Here is a 19,954-nt window from a genome sequence, read left to right as displayed (position 1 = left end):
AATGAAAAAATGAAATATTTAACCGAAGCAGAGCAACAGGAGTTATTGGAAAAGTATGATCCAGAAGCCGGGACAAGGAAATTAACTGGTATCTTGGGTCATATTGCGTTTTTTGGACTTTTAGCTTTTTCGTTATTCCAATTATATACTGCTATTTTTGGTGTTTTTACAGCACAAATCCAACGGACGATACATTTAGGGTTTGCACTCTCCTTGATTTTTTTACTTTTTCCTGCAAACCGGAAGAAGCGTCAAAAAGGGAAATTTCAAGCTGCCTGGTACGATATCATTTTAGCGATCCTTAGTATAGGCGTAGGTGCATATTGGCCCTTATTTTTCGAGGATATCGTCATGAATGTAGGACGTTTGGGCGTATTGGATTTTGCGGTTGGTTTAATGGCCATTCTGCTAGTTTTAGAGGCAACTAGGCGTGCAGTTGGACTTCCCATTATGGTCATTGCTTTATTATTCGTTTTCTATGGAATTTTTGGACAGTATATGCCAGGGTTCCTTGCGCATCGCGGTTTAACTCTAGAACGTTTGGTGCAAACGATGTTCTTCTCGACAGAGGGCATTTTAGGTACTCCGTTAGCGGTGTCATCGACATTCATCTTCCTATTTTTACTGTTTGGATCCTTTCTGGTCCGAACAGGTGTGGGTCAATACTTCAATGATCTCTCAACCGCCATTGCCGGCAGAAGGATAGGGGGACCTGCAAAGGTTGCGATTTTTTCAAGTGCCCTGCAAGGAACGATTAGCGGAAGCTCTGTAGCTAATGTTGTCACTTCAGGAGCATTTACGATACCCATGATGAAAAATCTTGGATATAAGAAGGAATTCGCTGGGGCAGTGGAGGCAGCAGCTTCGACAGGCGGTCAATTGATGCCTCCGATAATGGGGGCAGCGGCATTTTTAATGGTTGAGTTCATTGGGAATGGGATAACGTATTGGGATATAGCAAAGGCGGCTGCGATTCCGGCTATCCTTTACTTTTCAGGAATTTGGATCATGACCCATTTTGAAGCGAAACGACTTGGGCTGCGTGGGTTAACGAAAGAAGAGATGCCAAGTAAAAAGGAAGTGTTCGGCAAATTTTATTTACTTATACCGATCCTTGCCATTATTTTATTGCTCATGCTGAATATTACGGTTACACATGCAGCACTGTATTCCATTGCTATCTCGGTTCTTGTAGGTTTCATAAACAAGGATGTCCGCATGAAATTCATCGATATCATTTATGCATTGGTGGATGGAGCTAGAACGGCACTTGCTGTTGCAGCTGCAACAGCAGCAGCAGGCATTATTGTAGGAATCGTTACGAAAACTGGGCTAGGGCTGAAGCTGGCAAATGGATTAATCGATTTGGCTGGTGGATATTTGATTCCAACACTGATGCTAACGATGGTAGCGGCACTTATTTTGGGAATGGGATCACCTACAACTGCCAACTATGTGATCACCTCGACGATTGCAGCACCTGCGATCATTTTACTTGGCGTCCCTGATTTATCTGCACATCTATTTGTCTTCTATTTTGGGATTATAGCGGATATAACTCCTCCAGTTGCATTAGCGGCATTTGCAGCGGCGGGGGTAGCGGGCAGTGAACCGATAAAAACGGGGATTGAGTCATCAAAACTCGCTATCGCTGCATTTATCATTCCATATATTTTTGTTCTTTCCCCACAAATGCTGATGATCGATACAACTTGGATGGAGGTTGTCTGGGTCGTATTTACAGCAATGTCAGGCATGGTTGCAATTGGTGCGGGTGTTATAGGGTACTGGATGAGGGGGATGCACTGGGTGGAAAGAGTCCTCGCTATAATCGTTGGTTTACTATTAATCTATCCTGAAACGATATCAGACATCGTTGGGGTATCCGCTTTTATCGTATTATTGGCTTTACAATATCTTTGGAAGAGTAATAATCACGACAGCTCCAAAATCTTGGGAAATAACCAAAGCATAGAGAAAAATTAGTCTACGAATATCGATCCGGAAGTAAAGGGTAGAGCTGAATCTTTAGGGGGTGATCTTTTGAAGTGAAACATCATTGAGAACGCAACGCCCAATGGGAATGTGCAGACTGCTATTATATCGAGACAACAAGCATATTCCTACTATAGACATCTGCTCGTTTATCCACTCGCTTTATGATAAAACCCTAATCTGTTTTATTTTGAAAGGAGACTAATTCATGAAGTTTTTAAAAAGTATTATTTTAGTTACTTTCAGTTTCTTTTGTATGATCACACCAGCTTTTGCAAGTGTCCCTGGAGTAGATGAGTCAATGGGGAAGGGTTTTACAAATGGAATCGTATCAGTTTCTCATCCGTTAGCAGCTGAAGCGGGTATTGAGATACTAAAACAGGGTGGAAATGCAGTCGATGCAGCAGCTGCCATTCAATTATCGTTAAATGTAGTTGAGCCAATGATGTCTGGGATCGGCGGCGGTGGTTTTATCATGATTTATAATAAAAAGGAAAATAAAATAACGATGATCGATAGCCGCGAAATGGCACCGCAAAATGTTACGCCTGAACTTTTTTTAGATGAAAAGGGAAAACCTATTCCTTTTAGTAAACGGCACACATCCGGGAAAGCGGTAGCAGTTCCTGGGACTCTGATGGGCGTAGAAACGGCACTGGAGAAATATGGAACATTGAAATTATCTCAAGTTATGGACTCGGCCATTAAACAAGCTGAAAAAGGGGTAAAAGTCAATTGGGCAACAGCTCAATATATCGGTGAAAATGTAAAAAAACTTGAAAATAACCAGGCGGCTGCAAAAGTTTTTGTACCAAATGGAAAACCATTGGAAGAGGGAGATACCCTCGTGCAGCCGAATCTGGCAAAGACTCTTAAGTTAATAAAAAAACAAGGTTCTAACGTTTTTTATAAAGGTGAAATCGGGGAAGCCCTCGCCAAAGAAGTTCAAAAACGTGAAGGGACGATGACAACCGAGGATTTGGAAAACTATGTGGTGAAAGAAAGAGAGCCAATTAAATCGGAATATAGGGGCTTTGAAGTGGTGGGGGCAGCTTCACCAAGTTCAGGCAGCTTGACTGTCCAGCAAATCCTGGAGCTAATGGAAGGATTCGATGTACAAAAGATGGGGGCGAACTCCCCTGAGTATCTTCATTATCTGACGGAAGCCATGCATCTAGCTTTTGCCGATCGAGCTGCCTATATGGCAGATGAAGATTTTTATGATGTACCTGCAAAAGGACTATTGGATGAAGATTATATAAAAGAAAGAAGAAAACTCATTAATCCAAATAGATCAACAGCAGATGTCAAAGCAGGCGATCCATGGAAGTATGAGGGTAAAGAACCCCCTTCAATGGAGAAGGTAAAGGATGAGAAAACCCCGATCGGACAAACGACTCACTTTTCTGTAATGGATAAGTGGGGAAATATGGTTGCTTATACGACTACAATCGAGCAAGTATTCGGTTCAGGTATCATGGTACCTGATTATGGATTCATGCTTAATAATGAAATGACGGATTTTGATGCCACACCGGGTGGAGTTAACCAGGTGGAACCAAGAAAAAGACCAAGAAGCAGTATGTCCCCGACCTTTGTATTAAAAGATGGTAATCCCTTCATGGCCATTGGTTCACCAGGCGGGGCGACGATAATCGCATCGGTATCTGAAACGATTATGAATGTGCTTGATCATCAAATGCTTATTCAAGATGCGATATATGCGCCACGTATTTATTCTGCTGGTTATCCGACAGTTAGATGGGAGCCGGGAATTGAACAAAATACAAGGTTGGAGTTAATGGCAAAAGGCCATGTTTATGAAGAAAAACCCCAGCATATCGGAAATGTGCAAGCTGTCATTTTTGATTATGAAAAGGGGAAAATGTATGGAGGAGCCGATAATACGAGAGAAGGAACTGTTCAAGGAGTGTATAATGTTTCCCATAAATCGAAAAAGCCAAAAGAAATAAAAGAAGAAAAGAAAGGATCGTTTACCTTAAAAGTGAATGGAGCCGTTTATCCTTATACAGCTGAACAAATGAAACTGATAGATGAAAAACCCTATATCCAATCAGACAAATTGCTACTTGGTTTGGGTGTAATTGGATCAGGGGACTTAGAAACATTTAAACCAGATAAAAAATCTTATCTACCGGTGTTAAGAGTAGCGAAATCATTAGGATATAAAGCAAAATGGAACGAAAAAGACAAAGAGGCACTATTGGAAAAAGATCCGGTGGATATTGAAGATCCAGACGATGATGGCAGTGTCACGAATTAATTTTACCCTGACGAATATAGACTGAAATACCTTTAGCAAGATGTAAATAAGGACACCAGTAAAATGTCCCAGAGCAATGAAATTAAACATTCTCCTTGTGCAATGTGCATAAGGGGAATGTTTTTTTGTTCATCATTCAAAGAATTCTTTTGATTCTTTTTTAGGCATCAATCCTACCATCACCCTCAAAAAAGCTATGTATCTCTTCAACTAATTTACATACCGCAGGAGACAGATATCGATCTTTCAAAAAAGCCAGGTAAACAGTCCTTTCCAAAAAATTCGAATCAATCGCACGAATTGCAGTATTGGAGGTTGCAGCGGACTTTATATAGCTTTCCGGTAAAATTGTAACCCCAAGCCCTTCTTCCACCAAACTGCAAGCCGTTTCAAGCCTTTCTATTTCGTATAGGATATTCGGAATTGCATTTTCACCCTTAAATGCTCTTAAGATATCATCTCTTGTTTGAAATCCTGTTGTACTGATGATCAATTCTTTCTTTGCAATGTCTTGGAAAGTGATGGACTCTTTTTCGTTTAACTCGTCATCTTTATGGATCAAAAGCATGAATTTTTCATTATAAAGGGGAGTGGACAGAATTTCATCATTGTTGATGGACTGGTTCGTGATGGTGAAATGAACATCATACCGTTTTAACGAGTCGATAACTTTCTCTTCCCCTAATATTTCCCTGACTTTTATATGTATATTAGGATAATTGATTTTAAAATTCCTGATTATCTTCGGGAACCAAAATTTGAATGATTCTATGGAACCTATAGATACTGTTCCGCTTCCAACATCCTTCATTTCCTTAAGCTCCACTTGCATATTATCGAATCTTCTTAACAGATCAACAGATCTCGTATAAAAAATCCCCCCTGCTTCCGTAAGCTCGAGACCCCTTGTATTACGTTCCAAAAGCTGAAAATCAACTTCATTTTCTAATTTCATTAGGGCATTACTTAGGGAAGGTTGTGATATATGCAGCATTTTTGCCGCTTTTGAGAAATTCTTTTCCTGGACTATTGTAGTGAAATACCGAAGTTGACGAAGATCCATTTATTCTCCTTTCTATAGCTTTAAACTATAGATATATTGAATTTTTGTATTGGTAATTATATATTATCTCATTTATAATTTTTAAAAAAGATATTTCGGAATTTTTTAAATAAAGGAGAAATTATGTATACTAATCCGACTTTAAAATATTGGAATGGAAGAATTGATTCAGAATCTGACATGGACAGCTTCAGATACCACCAAAGAGTACGTTTGGCACCGATTTCGGAATTGGCCATCTCTTCCAATGCATCAAAGACCTTTGGGTTGATTGGCTTCAAATGTGATGAAGGCGTCAAAAGGAATAAAGGCAGGATTGGTGCTGCAGAGGGCCCTGATCATATTAGGCAGTACTTGGCGAAGTTACCCTGCCATTTACCTTCCCAAACCGAGCTGGTGGATGCCGGAGATGTAATATGTGAAAGTACTGAGATGGAGACCGCCCAATCCGAACTGGGATCAGCCGTTGCCCGGATATTGGATAGTGAAGCGATTCCTATCATACTTGGCGGAGGACATGAAACCCTTTTTGGCCATTATCTTGGGATAAGGAAATACATTGGACCAAAGGCTAAATTAGGGATCATTAATATTGACGCTCACTTTGATATGAGGCCTTATGAAAAAGAAAGTTCATCAGGAACGATGTTTAAGCAGATTTTGGACGAAGATCAAAGTTGTGGATATTTATGTGTCGGAATTCAGAAGCAGGGAAATACGAAGGCACTGTTTGAAACTGCTGATAGGAGTGAGGTCGACTATATATTGGAAGAAGATTTGTCATTGAACGAAATGGATGAAACCAAGCGGCGGATAAATGAATTCGTTAAGAAAAATGACTATATTATTCTTACATTATGTACGGATGTTATTGATTCAGCCTACGCACCTGGGGTAAGCGCACCATCGCCGTTTGGGCTGAATCCAAAATTGGTCCGTGCCATTATTAGGCATGTGGTATCGAATGATAAGATCCTCTCCTTTGATATTTCGGAAGTGAATCCTTCGTTGGACGAAAATAATAAAACCGTAACATTGGCAGCACATTTATTAAATGAGGTTTTGCTGCATTTTAAATAATAAATGGACATGGAAGAGGGGCAACTCCAATTTGGTCCTTCTAGGTTCGTGCCGACTGTTGGGGCTTTCCTCAATGCTATCTCCATAATCAACTATCAGTAATGAAACGAAAAACCTTTGACAGCGCCCAGACTGTCCGTGAATCATTCATGGACAGTCTTTTTTACGCCTCCTTTACACGGATTTATGGTCCGGGTAATACTTGATTCCCTGTTATACGATTAACCATGACTCTGCTGAAGTTCAATACTGATACTTGTGGGTTTTTGGTTTATAATAACAACCATCTAGGGGGGATTTTATGAATGAATATAAAGTAACGGTCAGGAATGGCAGTACCTTAATTTTGTCGGAAATCATTAAAGCTGAAGATGAAAGAGAAGTACTTGGCACTCTTTTGATTTCCAGCGAATTATTTAATCAACCATTTACCGACATCAGGATTTTAGAACGCTGATTTGTGCCTGCCCGTTCCATTTGTTACACTGTAATAAATTCTAATACGGTAGGCGATATTATGTGTGGACGTTTCACCCTTTTCACTGACATTGAAGAAATAAAAGAACGGTTTGATATTCAAGGATCATTTGATGACGAATACCAATTCAGCTACAATATTGCTCCTTCCCAATCCGTACTTTCCGTCATTAATGATGGGGCAAGGAATCGACTTGGATATCTTCGGTGGGGGCTCATTCCTTTCTGGGCAAAAGACGAAAAAGTTGGCTACAAAATGATCAATGCCAGAGCGGAAACCATTGGTGAGAAAGCAAGCTTCAAGAATGCGTATAAGAAGAAACGATGCTTGATAATCGCTGACTCTTTTTATGAATGGAAGAAGACACCAGAAAGAAAAATACCGATGCGAATAAAACTGAAGAATCATGCACCATTTGGAATGGCCGGTCTATGGGAATCCTGGAAATCTCCTGAAGGCATCAGCATCTATTCGTGCTCCGTTATAACAACCGTTCCTAATGAGCTAATGACCAGCATTCATGATCGTATGCCAGTCATCCTTAAACCAGAAGATGAAAAAGATTGGTTGAATCCATCCATTAATGATTCTGCATATCTGCAGCAATATTTAAAGTCATTCGATTCGGAACAGATGGAAGCTTTTGAGGTATCGACTGATGTGAACTCGACTAAAAATAATTCACCTAACCTAATACAACAAATTTGCTGAGAGGTCATTAGACCTCTTTTTAATATGAATTCCGTCACTAAATATATTTGGTGTTTTATCTAAATATCATAAGAGTTTCATAATTGAAAATAACTGATTAACTGCACATGTCTTGATCTCTTTATAATCAGTAAGGAGTGCATGTGAAATACTATAAAATTAAACCTTGCGATAATAGACAAAATGCTGTACTCTTATATTTGCTTTTCAAAACGACTTTCGATGTCACTTTCATAAACTAGATTGGTTTTTGCAAGTTTCCAGCCTGGTACTTTTCTGTTAGACATCGGAACATTTGATAATTATATAATTTTGATCTTCTTATCAAGAGAGACGGAGGGACTGGCCCGAAGATGTCTCGGCAGCAGACTTAATAGGAGTGCTGTGCCAAATCCAGCAGGCTGAAACTCGCCTGAAAGATAAGAAGGGTGTTTTTTATAAATTAAAAGACCTCTTCTTGTTGTTAAATAGAAGGGGTCTTTTTTATGCTGACAGTTTTTTTGCTTTAGCTCCTTGAGTGATAATCAAGTTCAAAGAATTGGTGTTATTTGAGAAAACTGTTAACAGAATAAGAGCTGTGACACATGTCGCGGGAAAAATAAAAAGAGGTGTTCATCATGAGTGCAAACAATAAAGGGAATCCGTGGGCATTGATTCCATTTGTCGTATTTTTAATTTTATTTATAGGGTCCGGAATCATCACTAAAGATTTTTATTCATTTCCGGTGATTGTAGCGATTTCAATTGCATCGGCAGCTGCATTGGCAATGAATCGGAAAGAGACATTCAATCAAAAGGTTGATATCTTCTGTAAAGGTGCCGGTGACGCCAATATTATGTTAATGGTTATCATTTTCCTTTTAGCCGGCGCTTTTTCCGAAGTTGCCAATGGCATGGGGGCAGTTGAATCAACAGTGAATCTTGCCTTAGCTGTTTTTCCGCAAAATCTATTAATGGTAGGGATTTTCATTATTGCTTGTTTTATTTCTCTATCCATGGGGACAAGCATGGGAACGATTGTTGCCCTAGCACCTATCGGGGTTGGAATTAGTGAGCAAACAGATATTTCGCTCGCCCTTTCAATGGCGGCCGTTATTGGTGGTGCGATGTTCGGGGATAACCTTTCCTTCATTTCAGATACGACAATCGCTGCAGTTCGAACTCAGGGAACGAAAATGAAGGATAAATTTAAAGTGAACTTTTTCATCGTTTTACCTGCGGCCATCATCACATGTGCCATCCTAGGAATTTTAACGATGGGTGAACAAGCTGACATCTCCCAACATACTTATAATTGGGTGAAGATTCTTCCATATCTTTGCGTATTGATCACTGCATTGGCAGGCGTCAATGTGTTCCTGGTCCTTTCCATCGGAATCGTATTTGCTGGAATTATCGGCATGGCTGATGGAAGTTATCAACCGCTGGGTGTCATTCAAAAAGCTGGGGAAGGAATGGCGGGAATGTATGAAATATCCTTCCTTGCCATTTTAATTGCAGGTATGGTAGCTGTAATCAAACATAATGGTGGCATCGATTATCTACTCCACCTCGTGACCCGAAATAGCAAATCAAAAAAAGGGGCGGAATTGAGCATTGCCGGGCTTGTTGGTTTGACGAACCTTTCAACGGCGAATAACACGATTTCGATTATCATTGCGGGGCCACTTGCCAAAAATATCGCTGATAAGTATGGGATTGATCCGCGTAAATCGGCGAGCTTGCTTGACGTATTTGCCTGTTGTATCCAAGGGTTGATTCCGTATGGGGCACAACTGCTTGTTGCAGCAGGAGTAGCAAAGATTTCTCCGATAAGCATCTTGCCGTATTCATATTACCCAATACTAATTGGACTTTGTGGAGTCGTTGCCATCCTGATTGGTTTTCCACGGTTTCAGCCGGGAAATGATGACACGAAGAAACGTACTTCTTAAAAAGAGAATAATAATGTAAAAACACCCTGAATCATTAGATGCAGGGTGTTTTCTGTATGGGTGAAATACTATAACATAAGCAATTCAAAAGTCATCTAACAAACTTTTTTCCATCACCAATATAACTGCTTAATTCCGGTCCATATTGATAACGCGACGCATAATGGTTGTGTGTGCGGCATTTGTCATGAATAGAGGACAACACCAACTAAACCAGATAGAATCATTACATAGGCTGGGTGCCAGCGTAATTTCATTAGGGCAAATAACGATAATCCAAAAACGAGTAATAAGCTTATCGTATGCCATGAAAAGTTCAGGGCTATCATATGATTGGAAAGTGCAAAGCTGATCGCTGCAAAGAGGATTAAACTAGTGACAATGGGTCTTAGTCCATAAAACATGGATTGAATAATTGGGTAATGATTCAATTTGCTGAAGAAGGTGGCTATAACGGTTACGAATATAATAGCAGGAAGCAAGATTCCGAGAGCAGCTGATATGGCTCCTGCTAATCCAGCAGTCGAATAGCCAACAAGAATGGCACTATTGGCGGTGACAGGTCCTGGGGACATGCTGGAAATGGCGATGATATCGGTAAATTGCTGCGTCGTCATCCATCCATGCTGTGAGACTTCCGATTCTATTACGGGAATCATGGCGTATCCGCCTCCAAACGATACAAAGCCGATAATAAAGAAGGTGCTAAATAACTCCCACAATTCGATCATTCTATCACACTCTTTCTTGAAAATTAGTTAGACCCTTTTTTGATTTACCTATATGCCAGCACCCATGAAAGGTTCGAAATCATTTTCTTCATTTCCTATATCCTTTCTGTTCATCTTGACTTCGCAACCTAATTTTCTCTTAATGGAGATGGTCACAATACCAGCTACAGCTCCTGCTAATATAACCATCACAGGGTGCAGAAAGAAAAGGACTGGAATCCCTGCTATTAAAATACAGAAAGTTGTTTTGTCTACAATTGCCGTTTTTCCTATCTTGATAGCCGCATAGGCGATGATGGCTACTATGGAAGCTCTAATCGATACGAATGCGGATTCTATCTTCGGGTTATCATGAATGAAAAAATATAAAATGCCGAGGAGCAGAACAATTAAAAAGGTGGGTAATGAAACACCGATCATGGCTGCCATTGCACCCTTCATTCCGGCAATTCGATGCCCGATAAAGGTGGCGGAGTTAATGGCGACAGCTCCCGGTACGGACTGAGATAACGCAAAAACATCTGTAACTTCTTCGCTTTTCATCCATTTTCTCTTTTCGACCACTTCTTTTTCGATTAAAGGGATCATCGCAAACCCGCCTCCGAATGTGACAGGTGCTATTTTAAAAAAGGTCCAAAATAATTGGAATAGAGTTTTCCATTGTCCTTTCATTGACATCAGTCACTTCCTTTGCATGCTTTGTTTAAATCTTATTATTAACATATCAAAGAAAAAGGAATGGGTAAATTGCAACAAAAACATCGGGTATAACAAAACGTTATACCCAGAAGATTCATCCGTTTTATAAAGAATGCCGCCATTAATTGAATTGCCTCACTTACAGGGATGTACACTCTATTTCATTTCACCATTTACCTATATGATGCTATCATTTTAATAAACTATCTAAAAACATGGAGGTCGTTTTCTTGAAATTGGAAAATCTTAAAATGTTTTGTTTAGTGGTGGATGAAGGAAGTATAAGCCAGGCAGCTAGGTTAAGTTTCCTATCTCAACCGGCTGTAACACGACAAATCCATCAACTGGAAAATTATTATAACACTTTGTTATTCGACCGTGAGGAAGGAAGGCTGAGAGTTACAGAAGCAGGAAAGCTGTTATACCCTTTTGCAAAAGCTATTGTAAATGACTTCAACCATTCAAGAGAAGTGATTCAGCAATCGACGGGCGCGTACAATGCAAACCTCATAGTAGGGGCATCCTTGACTATCGGTGAGTATTTGTTGCCGAGCTTGCTTGGGAGATTTAAAAAACAACAGCATGAAATAAAAGTGACATTAACGATAAAAAATACCCCCCGGGTTCTGGAGGATCTTTCGAACGATGTCATTGATTTGGCCTTGGTGGAAGGACTTGTGGAAAACACCGATTTTATTGTAGACAAGTTCGCCGAAGACGAATTGATATTGGTATGTCCATCCGACCACCCATGGAAAGACAGAAAAGAAATTCAGCTAGAGGAATTGGGAAATGAAAGGATGATTTGGCGTGAATCCATTTCTGGAACACGGCTTATCGTAGAAAACATGTTAAGGGAGCATGGGGTTTTAGAAAAAATAGAAAACTATATGGAGATTGGCAGTACACAAGCGATAAAAAGTGCGGTTGAAGCTGGACTTGGAATCAGCATTTTGCCAAGGTTGACAGTGGCCAGGGAATTGGAGCAAGGCTTTTTGCGGGAAGTGGGTATTTCCAGAATAGAAATGACAAGAAATTTATGGCTGGTCAGGAAAAACAAGCGATTCAATAAAATGGGGGTGTCTAAATTTGTTAATTTTCTTCAATAAGGAATGAAAATTACCTTGGTTTACTACTACAATTGGCAGCGTTTACAGTTTCTTGGTTTACGGTGTGGCCCCGGCCCCCTTACCTTGCAAAAGTCATGGCAAATTGCATATACCGCATTGCTTATTCATTAATGCTCTTCTCTATCGGGAGGGGCATTTTGTATTTATTGTTCAGCCTTCGGTTAGGCAAACAAACCAATTGTTATTTTTTATATAAATAAAATTGAAGTTACTATTAGAAATAGGAAATATACTTAATGGCAAATTAATTATAAAATAAATTCATATTATTCTAAAAATTTCTAAAAAATGAGAAAGTTTACTGCTGCATCATTCGGAATATAGACATGATTTCTACTTAGAAAGGAGTATGAAATGTCCAAAGTATCTTTTATTAAAGGAATTGTTTCCGTTCCCATTGTTTTTGTTTTACTGGCAGGGTCTTCCGTTACAAATGCTGCGTCAGATGAGCCAATGCCGGCGACAGATACAACAATTTCAGCAAATAAGGCTTTTTATGAACAGTTGAATTTTAAAGATAAGGAAGACTTCAAGAATGCACATAAAGGATTTATTGCGCCTTTGAATATGAATCCAATTAAAAATTCAAAAGGTGACGTAGTATGGGATAGTAATCGATATTCATTCATCAAAGAAGATCAGCCGGCAAGTTTTACTGTAAACCCAAGCTTGTGGCGACAGGCTCAATTGCAAAATATAACAGGCTTATTTAAAGTGGTGGATGGCGTTTATCAAGTTCGGGGCCAGGATTTATCAGTGCTTACCATTGTGGAAGGAAAAACTGGATTAATAGTTTTGGATACACTTTCTACTATTGAAACGGCCAAAGCAGCCATGGAGCTTTACTTTGAACATCGGCCCAAAAACCCAGTAAGTGCAATTGTTATTAGTCACAGTCATGCTGATCACTTTGGTGGTATGAAAGGCATTGCTCAATACGCTGAAAATCCAGCTAAGGTGCCGATTATTGTCCCAGCAGGTTTTAACGATGAAGCGCTAAGTGAAAACATTCTTTTAGGCAATATAATGTCTCGCCGTGCAGGTTATATGTTTGGAAATCTTTTACCCGCAAATGAAAGGGGATTTGTTACTTCTGGTATTGGTCCGGGATTAAGTAACGGAACTTTTAGCTATTTACCTCCAACAATGGAAGTGAAGGATGATATTCAAACGGTGGAAATAGACGGAATAACATTTGAATTTTTATTGACGCCGGATTCAGAAGCTCCATCTGAGATGCATTATTATATCAATGATTACAAAACTTTAGTGGTAGCCGAAAACACCGGACACACGTTACATAATATTTATACATTAAGGGGAGCTAAAACCAGAGATACCTTAAAATGGGTGAAAGCACTTGATGAAACGGTTGATCTGTTTGGAAATGAAGATATAGATGCTATGGTTACGGCCCATACATGGCCCATATGGGGAAGGGACAATGTTCTGGAGCAGTTGGAAAGTCAGCGTGATTTGTACAAGTATATTCATGACCAAACCATACGATTAGCCAATTTAGGTCTTACACCTGATGAAATCGCGGAAGAGATAAAACTTCCTGAAAAGTTGGATAAAGTCTGGGCGAATCGGGGGTATTACGGAACATTGAAACACAACGTAAAAGCTGTGTACAACTTTTATTTAGGATATTTCAACGGTAATCCATCCGACTTGGATCCATTACCACAAGAGGAATCGGGCGCTAAATATGTACAATATATGGGTGGGGAAAAGAAGGTTATTAAACGGGCAAAACTTGATTATAAAAAAGGGGAATATCGCTGGGTGGCTCAAGTCTTAAAGCATGTAGTCATGGCCAACCCCGAAAATAAAGAAGCAAAAAATTTACTGGCTAATGCTTATGAACAATTAGGATACACAGCTGAATCTTCTGTGTGGCGTAATTTCTATCTTACTGGCGCAGATGAGTTAAGGAATGGTGTGGCAGATTCGAAGGGAAGTGGCGGAATGATGAATCTCGATACGCTGCTCAATATGCCAATGGATGATTTCCTGAAATTCTTGTCCATTAAATTAAACGGAACAAAAGCGGAAAATAAAAATATGACATTCAATTTGACATTTGCAGATTCGAAAACCAATTACAGAATTGATCTGGATAATTCTGTATTGAATTTCAAAAAAGGGAAAATGGCGTCCAACCCTGATGCAACATTAACATTAGATAAAATAACCTTCTATCAGATTGCTCTGGGACGTGAAGATTTAACCAAAATGGAAGCAGCCGGTAAAGTTTCCATTTCCGGTGATAAAGAACAGTTTGAAGATTTCCTGACTTTGCTGGATCAATTCCAACCAAAGGTTAATATCGTAACTCCGTGATAATCAACTACTTCATATTCTAAAAACCAGGATGGATCGGTTACCCACGAGTCTACTAATTAGTCTCGTGGGTTTGAATGTATCAATTAATCCTGTAGGCATCCAATTTCGTTTTTAATTTTTGATGAAACGCTCCTAATAGTCACAGAACAAAAGTCAATAACCGTAAAAAGAAAATTCCAAGTTTTGTAATTTGAAAGGAATTGTAAGCGCTTCCTATAAGGCTAAGGTTTTGTGGAAATATAAAAAAATGGAGTGATGGGGAATGCAGCTATATGCAAGCAAGAAACGAAAAATAATGATTAGCGGCCTTTTATTTGTTGGAATGATTTTAAGCTTTTTTGATCGAGTTGCCATAAATGTCGGGATTATTCCTATTGCAGATGAGTTTCAACTCAATACGTCCCAGACAGGTTTTTTAATTAGTATATTTTTTGTTAGCTACTCACTCATGCAACCGCTTGGTGGATGGATGACCGATAAATATGGAGCCAGAGTCATGGTTACTGTTTCTTTGTTTAGTTGGTCCTTGTTCACTGTAATGTCTGGGTTTGCTTGGTCATTTATGTCTTTATTATTCATCCGTTTTCTGTTCGGGTTAGGTGAAGGGCCTTTCTATCCTGCCAGTATGTCCACTATAAGAGATAACTTCCCGGAAGAAGAACGGGGCCGGGCAAATTCGTTTTTCTTATCTGCCCAGAATATTGGCGGGATATTAGGTACTGCACTTGCCGCTTCCATGGTGGTCGCATTCGGTTGGCGGGGCATGTTTACCATTGCCGGAATTCTAGGGATAGTAGTTTCTTTCGGAATTTGGTTCATTCTGAAGCCTCAAGGAAATCAAGTGGTTAAAAAAGACAAACCGAAACAACAAAAGATTGCTTTGAAACAGATATTTAAAATCGAAAATATTTGGAAACTCATAACATTCAAGTTTATATCAAATATTATCAACTATGGTCTGATCACTTGGATGCCTATATATTTGGTTAAGGAAAAAGGGGTGGATTTAATAGACGCCGGGGGTTTATTGGCAATCCCTTATATTTTTGGTTTCTTGATGTTTAATGTAAGCGGATGGCTTCTGGATAAATATATGGCTAACCGGGAGAAGTATCTTGCCGCTGCGGGCGCTTTATTATCGGCAATTTTTCTCTTTTTAATGTCTAACGCATCGTCCATAGCACTTATCATCACTTATCTCACTCTCAACTCCATAGCACTGTCTTTCTTTGGAACCGTTCTTTATACGATCATCATAAAATATTCGCCAAAGGAACTTACTGGCTCTGCCTCCGGACTCGTAACTTTTGCCGGTCAAATTGCAGGTGCGATTTCTCCTCTAGCCATCGGTTTAATAATCAGTTCGTTTAATGATTCCTATAATGCAGCCTTCCTGTTTTTGGTGATAACTGCGTTATTGGGAACGGTTGTTGCCGTATCTATTAAAAATAATCGGGCACAACCCGCTAAAGAATACGAAAAAACAACTACAATTGTATAAAACTGGCATTCTGCTTTTGAGGAGACAGTTGAAGTGTCCTGAATCCACTTCTCTAAAATTGAAAGGGCTTTCTATTCGAGGTATGATATTAGTAATAGGCTAGAAGGAGAATGAACCATGAATATTGAACAATTGGAATATATCATTAAGGTAGCCGAGGTTAACTCGATTTCCACGGCTTCAGAAAGCCTCCATATCTCCCAATCTGGAATCAGCATGGCCATTACGAGTCTGGAGAAGGAATTAGGTATAAAAATCTTCAAGCGGTCAAGGTTGGGAACCATACCTACAGAAGACGGAAAGGAAATCATCCAGAAAGCTCTTGAAGTATTAAGCAAATTGGAAGAAATAAGAGACAGTGCCCAAATACATTCAGATACAATGGAAAAAGAGTTACGCCTATCATCAACACAAGGTTTATTTCTTACGGTTTTGCCTAAATCCTTCGCCTTATTTAAGAAGAAGTATCCCGAGGTGAAAATTGTCATTGAAGAAAAAGGGGGACAAGAGATAACCGAAGATGTACTGAATGGTAAGATAGACATCGGGCTATTGAATATTCCAAAGGTTAAACCAAAAGAAAATGAGTTGGAATTCCATCCCTTGATGGAAGCTAAAGTGATTGTGTCGGTCAGTAAGAACTCCCCTTTAGCCAACCGTAAAAGCATAACCCCACAAGAGCTAATGGACCAAAATTTGGTCGTTTACAATGGACCAAGAATGAAGTCATTCATTAAAGGTTTTTTTGATACTTACGGTGAGATGAATATTTTGTTTTTCACAAATAATACAGAGATCATCAAAAAAACCGTCGCTGAGGGATTAGCGATTGCTTTTTCTTATGATATTGGAGTTAACAGCGACCCCTATTTCCTAAGCGGGGAACTTGTGGCCATTCCTTTGGTGGAGCTAGAAAATAATACAATGGAATTCGGTTACGTTCGCTCTAAGAAGCAGTATTTTTCAAAAGCTGCCAGGGAGTTTATTAAATGTCTCGAATTCTACACTACTCTTAAATATTAGTTTCCTATGATGATAGGGAACTAATATTTTTTTGTTTACATCAATAATTTTTATATTTGTATCATATATCCTTATTTTACTTAAATATTATTTACATTTAAAATTAATTTTATAACATTTTAAATATTTAAAAAGTTCAACACTATAAAATGTGAAAGGGGAATCTTATGGTAACGACGCAGGAAGAGAAATTAGAGGTACTTCAAACAAAGTTGCAGGATTTCATTCAAAATGAATTGCTTCCATATGAACAGGAGCATGGATTGAACGCTGAAGAGGATATCCCGATGGAAGCCATAAAATGGGCAAGGAAACGATCCAGGGAATTGGGGTTTTACGGAATTAACCTCCCTGAAACTTATGGTGGACAAGATGTTAGCTTAAAAGGATTATGCATGTTCAAGGAAGAATTGGCCCGTTCCGGAGCGGTTTTATGGGGGCAGGTTATCGGCGAGATTGGCGGGCCGCTAAGAATTGGTCAGATGTTGGAAAGCTTTACACCGGAGCAAATAGAAAAATATGTGATGCCCGTTGTGACCGGAGAAGCGAGCTGCTGCTTTGCCCTTACAGAACCAAATGCCGGATCGGATGCCTTTGCTATCGAAACAACAGCCGTTAAAGACGGAAATGATTATATATTAAACGGAAAAAAACATTTTATCAGTGCTGCCCCCTATGCTGATTTCGCCATTGTCATAGCGAAAGAATCTCAGGAAGAAGAAAAAGAAAGAATCACTGCTTTCCTTGTTGATAAAAAAACACCCCAACATTCGGGGTTTGAACTAGGAGACATTCAAGTTCCCCTATCAGGGGAACGCATACATGCTGAATTGAATTTCCATCAATGTCGAGTGCCTGCCGCCAATATAATCGGAGAACCAGGAAAAGGGCTGCTGCTCGGATTGAAAAGAATAAACACAAATCGCGCTTCACATGCCGCCGGATTTATCGGAATGGCTCAACACCTTCTCGATTTATCTATTCAACATGCTAAAACGCGAGTTCAACACGGCCGGCCCATCGGTGACTTCCAGGCAATTCAGCATATGCTCGCAGAAATGGCGACGGAAATCTATGCAGCAAAGTGCATGGTCTATGATGTGGTTGAAAAAATTGACCAAGGAAAAGAGGATCGAGCCGGCACATCCATGGCTAAGCTGTTTGCTTCGGAAGTAAATTGCCGTGTAGCTGACAAGGCTGTCCAAATCTTCGGCTCCAAAGGCTTGGTAAAAGGACATCCAGTAGAAAAAATGTACAGGAGTGCACGGATGTATCGGATCCTGAGCGGAACCTCAGAAATTCAAAAAAATACAATTGCCAAAGCATTATTAAAAGGGTAAAACCTTTTTCAAGGGAGGAAAAAATACATGCTGCATAAGTTGACATTTCAGTCACTGTTGAATAAAGGAATGAAACGATTCGGCGAACTGCCGGCCATTACCTTGTTGCCAGCCGGAGAAACGATAACCTATGACGAGTTATGGAAGAAAACAGAACTTATCACTTCTTATTTACAGCGTTTAGGTGCAGGAAGGGGTGTCCGCATAGCGACCATCATTCCAAACAGTTTGGAAAGTGTGATGTTTGGTTTGGCCATCCAGCAATGTGGAGCTACCTTGGTGCCATTAAGTGAAAAACTGGGGAAACGAGAAATACAATTCATTTTAAAGGAAGCAAAACCAGAAGTGGTCATAATAGCTACACAGACACACTTTGACACCTTCTTTGAGTATTTAGAAGAAATGAAGAAGGAAGCTGTCCATGTCATTGGGCTTCCAGGCTTTAATATTAATTATCCGGAGGAGTTTGAACTGTTTCAATGGCCTGGCGAAATAAATAATTTAGAATTGCCATTAGCTGAAGCGGAAGACATTGCCCTTCTGTCATATACAGGCGGGACAACGGGTACACCCAAAGGCGTCATGCATTCCCAGAAAGGACTCGGCGCCGCCATACTTTCTGCAGCTATCGAAGACCCGCTGGACGACCGTGACCGGGTATTGCTAAGTACGCCTATTGTGCATTCAGCCGGTTCATTACTTTGGAGATCCCTTGTTTCGGGCGTCCATGTCTATGTGATGGGTTCATTCGACGCTGCAGCATTCATACAGGCGATAAAGGAACATGAAATTACGACGACATTCATGGTACCGACCATGTTATATAGGCTCCTTGATCAGACAAAGAAGATGGAATATGATATGAGCTCCATGCGCAATATCTTCTACGGCGCGTCACCAATTTCTCAAAAGCGACTTAAAGAAGCTTTTGAAGTATTCGGGCCTATCATGCGCCAGCAATACGGCATGACAGAATGTAATATTGTCATTACCAGACTATCGAAAAGCGCTCATGTATGGGCTTATCATAACAATTCCGAAATTTTGAAAAGCTGTGGGAAACCGTGCATCTTTACCGAAGTCCGACTGATTGATGAGGAAGGAAATGATGTAAAACCATTAGAACTTGGTGAAATTATCGTAAAATCACCAGCAATGATGGCAGGCTATTATCAAAGACCTGATCTTACCCAAGAATACATCCGTGATGGCTGGTTCTACACTGGTGATATTGGCAAATGGGATGAAAGCGGTTACCTTTATATTGTGGATAGGAAGAAAGATATGATCATTTCAGGTGGGATGAACGTATATTCTTCAGAAGTGGAGCGAGTGGTGAACCAGCACCCTGCTGTTGCATTAAGTGCCTGCATAGGCGTTCCCCATCCGGATTGGGGAGAAATAGTGTGTGTAGTGGTATCACTGCAAGAAGGATTAAGCTGTACTAGTGAGGAATTAATTGATTTCTGCAAACAAAGAACCTCTAAGTATATGGTTCCTAAAGTAGCCTATTTTCTTGATAAGTTTCCATTAACGCCGATTGGAAAAATAGATAAGAAAGAATTAAGAAAGATGTTTGCACAAGGTATTCTAACCATCTAGGAGAGGCAGAACAAAGGTATCATAACAGACTCAA

Annotated in this window: 15 protein-coding genes and 1 riboswitch; of the genes, 12 read left to right on the top strand and 3 right to left on the bottom strand. The window is 39.8% G+C overall.

Going from position 1 to position 19,954, the window contains the following annotated elements; all coding sequences use genetic code 11:
- Positions 1-9 precede the first annotated feature (9 nt).
- Together J7E52_RS12610 and ggt are read left to right on the top strand one after the other, a co-directional pair.
- Entirely contained in the window at positions 10-1,986 is a 1,977-nt protein-coding gene (locus J7E52_RS12610) for a TRAP transporter permease (RefSeq protein ID WP_214746888.1), read from the top strand.
- A gap of 217 nt (positions 1,987-2,203) precedes the next feature.
- A complete protein-coding gene (gene ggt / locus J7E52_RS12605) occupies positions 2,204-4,279 on the top strand; it encodes a gamma-glutamyltransferase (RefSeq protein ID WP_214746799.1) in 2,076 nt (691 codons plus the stop codon).
- A gap of 160 nt (positions 4,280-4,439) precedes the next feature.
- Here the strand turns inward: ggt and J7E52_RS12600 are convergent, their stop codons facing one another.
- A complete protein-coding gene (locus J7E52_RS12600; RefSeq protein WP_214746796.1) occupies positions 4,440-5,342 on the bottom strand; it encodes a LysR family transcriptional regulator in 903 nt (300 codons plus the stop codon).
- A 123-nt stretch (positions 5,343-5,465) separates the two neighbouring features.
- On the opposite strand from J7E52_RS12600, the gene hutG reads away from it, so the two are divergent.
- The 4 genes from hutG (at position 5,466) to J7E52_RS12580 (ending at position 9,545) form a co-directional block, all read left to right on the top strand.
- Positions 5,466-6,422: a formimidoylglutamase gene (gene hutG, locus J7E52_RS12595; protein ID WP_214746793.1), complete on the top strand. Its 957-nt coding sequence runs from the start codon at positions 5,466-5,468 to the stop codon at positions 6,420-6,422.
- 301 nt (positions 6,423-6,723) lie between these two features.
- The gene (locus J7E52_RS12590) at positions 6,724-6,879 is read left to right on the top strand and encodes a hypothetical protein (protein WP_153246094.1); all 156 of its coding nucleotides are present in this window, start codon (positions 6,724-6,726) and stop codon (positions 6,877-6,879) included.
- Between the two features lie 60 nt (positions 6,880-6,939).
- Positions 6,940-7,611 carry an SOS response-associated peptidase gene (locus J7E52_RS12585; protein WP_214746789.1) on the top strand — a complete coding sequence of 224 codons (672 nt, stop codon included), beginning with the start codon at positions 6,940-6,942 and terminating at the stop codon, positions 7,609-7,611.
- Between the two features lie 318 nt (positions 7,612-7,929).
- A riboswitch (SAM riboswitch) is annotated at positions 7,930-8,037 on the top strand.
- A 191-nt stretch (positions 8,038-8,228) separates the two neighbouring features.
- Positions 8,229-9,545 carry a Na+/H+ antiporter NhaC family protein gene (locus J7E52_RS12580; RefSeq protein WP_214746787.1) on the top strand — a complete coding sequence of 439 codons (1,317 nt, stop codon included), beginning with the start codon at positions 8,229-8,231 and terminating at the stop codon, positions 9,543-9,545.
- A gap of 185 nt (positions 9,546-9,730) precedes the next feature.
- On the opposite strand, the gene J7E52_RS12575 is transcribed toward J7E52_RS12580, so the two are convergent.
- Complete coding sequence (locus J7E52_RS12575; RefSeq protein WP_286197704.1) at positions 9,731-10,276, bottom strand: chromate transporter; 546 nt, start codon at positions 10,274-10,276, stop codon at positions 9,731-9,733.
- A 48-nt stretch (positions 10,277-10,324) separates the two neighbouring features.
- A complete protein-coding gene (locus tag J7E52_RS12570) occupies positions 10,325-10,954 on the bottom strand; it encodes a chromate transporter (protein ID WP_286197703.1) in 630 nt (209 codons plus the stop codon).
- 251 nt (positions 10,955-11,205) lie between these two features.
- On the opposite strand from J7E52_RS12570, the gene J7E52_RS12565 reads away from it, so the two are divergent.
- From J7E52_RS12565 to J7E52_RS12540, 6 genes are all read left to right on the top strand, one after another.
- Positions 11,206-12,084: a LysR family transcriptional regulator gene (locus J7E52_RS12565; protein ID WP_214746784.1), complete on the top strand. Its 879-nt coding sequence runs from the start codon at positions 11,206-11,208 to the stop codon at positions 12,082-12,084.
- 375 nt (positions 12,085-12,459) lie between these two features.
- Entirely contained in the window at positions 12,460-14,451 is a 1,992-nt protein-coding gene (locus J7E52_RS12560; protein WP_214746781.1) for an alkyl/aryl-sulfatase, read from the top strand.
- 265 nt (positions 14,452-14,716) lie between these two features.
- A complete protein-coding gene (locus J7E52_RS12555; RefSeq protein ID WP_214746779.1) occupies positions 14,717-15,955 on the top strand; it encodes an MFS transporter in 1,239 nt (412 codons plus the stop codon).
- 117 nt (positions 15,956-16,072) lie between these two features.
- Positions 16,073-16,978, top strand: a complete 906-nt coding sequence (locus J7E52_RS12550) for a LysR family transcriptional regulator (RefSeq protein ID WP_214746776.1) — start codon at positions 16,073-16,075, stop codon at positions 16,976-16,978.
- Positions 16,979-17,145: 167 nt separating this feature from the next.
- Entirely contained in the window at positions 17,146-18,318 is a 1,173-nt protein-coding gene (locus J7E52_RS12545) for an acyl-CoA dehydrogenase family protein (protein WP_214746773.1), read from the top strand.
- 27 nt (positions 18,319-18,345) lie between these two features.
- On the top strand, positions 18,346-19,920 hold the full coding sequence (locus tag J7E52_RS12540; protein ID WP_214746770.1) for a class I adenylate-forming enzyme family protein: 1,575 nt from the start codon (positions 18,346-18,348) through the stop codon (positions 19,918-19,920).
- Positions 19,921-19,954 lie beyond the last annotated feature (34 nt).

Source organism: Bacillus sp. ISL-34 (assembly GCF_018613325.1).
GTDB lineage: Bacteria > Bacillota > Bacilli > Bacillales > DSM-1321 > Peribacillus.
Note: the sequence above shows the minus strand (reverse complement) of the source record. Positions and strands in the feature narration are given on the sequence as shown.

What these genes read in the sequence shown, in the direction of transcription:
- J7E52_RS12545 (WP_214746773.1), top strand. Translation starts at nt 17,146, where the DNA reads ATGGTAACGACGCAGGAAGAGAAATTAGAGGTACTTCAAACAAAGTTG.
- J7E52_RS12555 (WP_214746779.1), top strand. Translation starts at nt 14,717, where the DNA reads ATGCAGCTATATGCAAGCAAGAAACGAAAAATAATGATTAGCGGCCTT.
- hutG (WP_214746793.1), top strand. Translation starts at nt 5,466, where the DNA reads ATGTATACTAATCCGACTTTAAAATATTGGAATGGAAGAATTGATTCA.
- J7E52_RS12575 (WP_286197704.1), bottom strand. Translation starts at nt 10,276, where the DNA reads ATGATCGAATTGTGGGAGTTATTTAGCACCTTCTTTATTATCGGCTTT.
- J7E52_RS12590 (WP_153246094.1), top strand. Translation starts at nt 6,724, where the DNA reads ATGAATGAATATAAAGTAACGGTCAGGAATGGCAGTACCTTAATTTTG.
- J7E52_RS12570 (WP_286197703.1), bottom strand. Translation starts at nt 10,954, where the DNA reads ATGTCAATGAAAGGACAATGGAAAACTCTATTCCAATTATTTTGGACC.
- J7E52_RS12600 (WP_214746796.1), bottom strand. Translation starts at nt 5,342, where the DNA reads ATGGATCTTCGTCAACTTCGGTATTTCACTACAATAGTCCAGGAAAAG.
- J7E52_RS12610 (WP_214746888.1), top strand. Translation starts at nt 10, where the DNA reads ATGAAATATTTAACCGAAGCAGAGCAACAGGAGTTATTGGAAAAGTAT.
- ggt (WP_214746799.1), top strand. Translation starts at nt 2,204, where the DNA reads ATGAAGTTTTTAAAAAGTATTATTTTAGTTACTTTCAGTTTCTTTTGT.
- J7E52_RS12580 (WP_214746787.1), top strand. Translation starts at nt 8,229, where the DNA reads ATGAGTGCAAACAATAAAGGGAATCCGTGGGCATTGATTCCATTTGTC.
- J7E52_RS12540 (WP_214746770.1), top strand. Translation starts at nt 18,346, where the DNA reads ATGCTGCATAAGTTGACATTTCAGTCACTGTTGAATAAAGGAATGAAA.
- J7E52_RS12560 (WP_214746781.1), top strand. Translation starts at nt 12,460, where the DNA reads ATGTCCAAAGTATCTTTTATTAAAGGAATTGTTTCCGTTCCCATTGTT.
- J7E52_RS12585 (WP_214746789.1), top strand. Translation starts at nt 6,940, where the DNA reads ATGTGTGGACGTTTCACCCTTTTCACTGACATTGAAGAAATAAAAGAA.
- J7E52_RS12550 (WP_214746776.1), top strand. Translation starts at nt 16,073, where the DNA reads ATGAATATTGAACAATTGGAATATATCATTAAGGTAGCCGAGGTTAAC.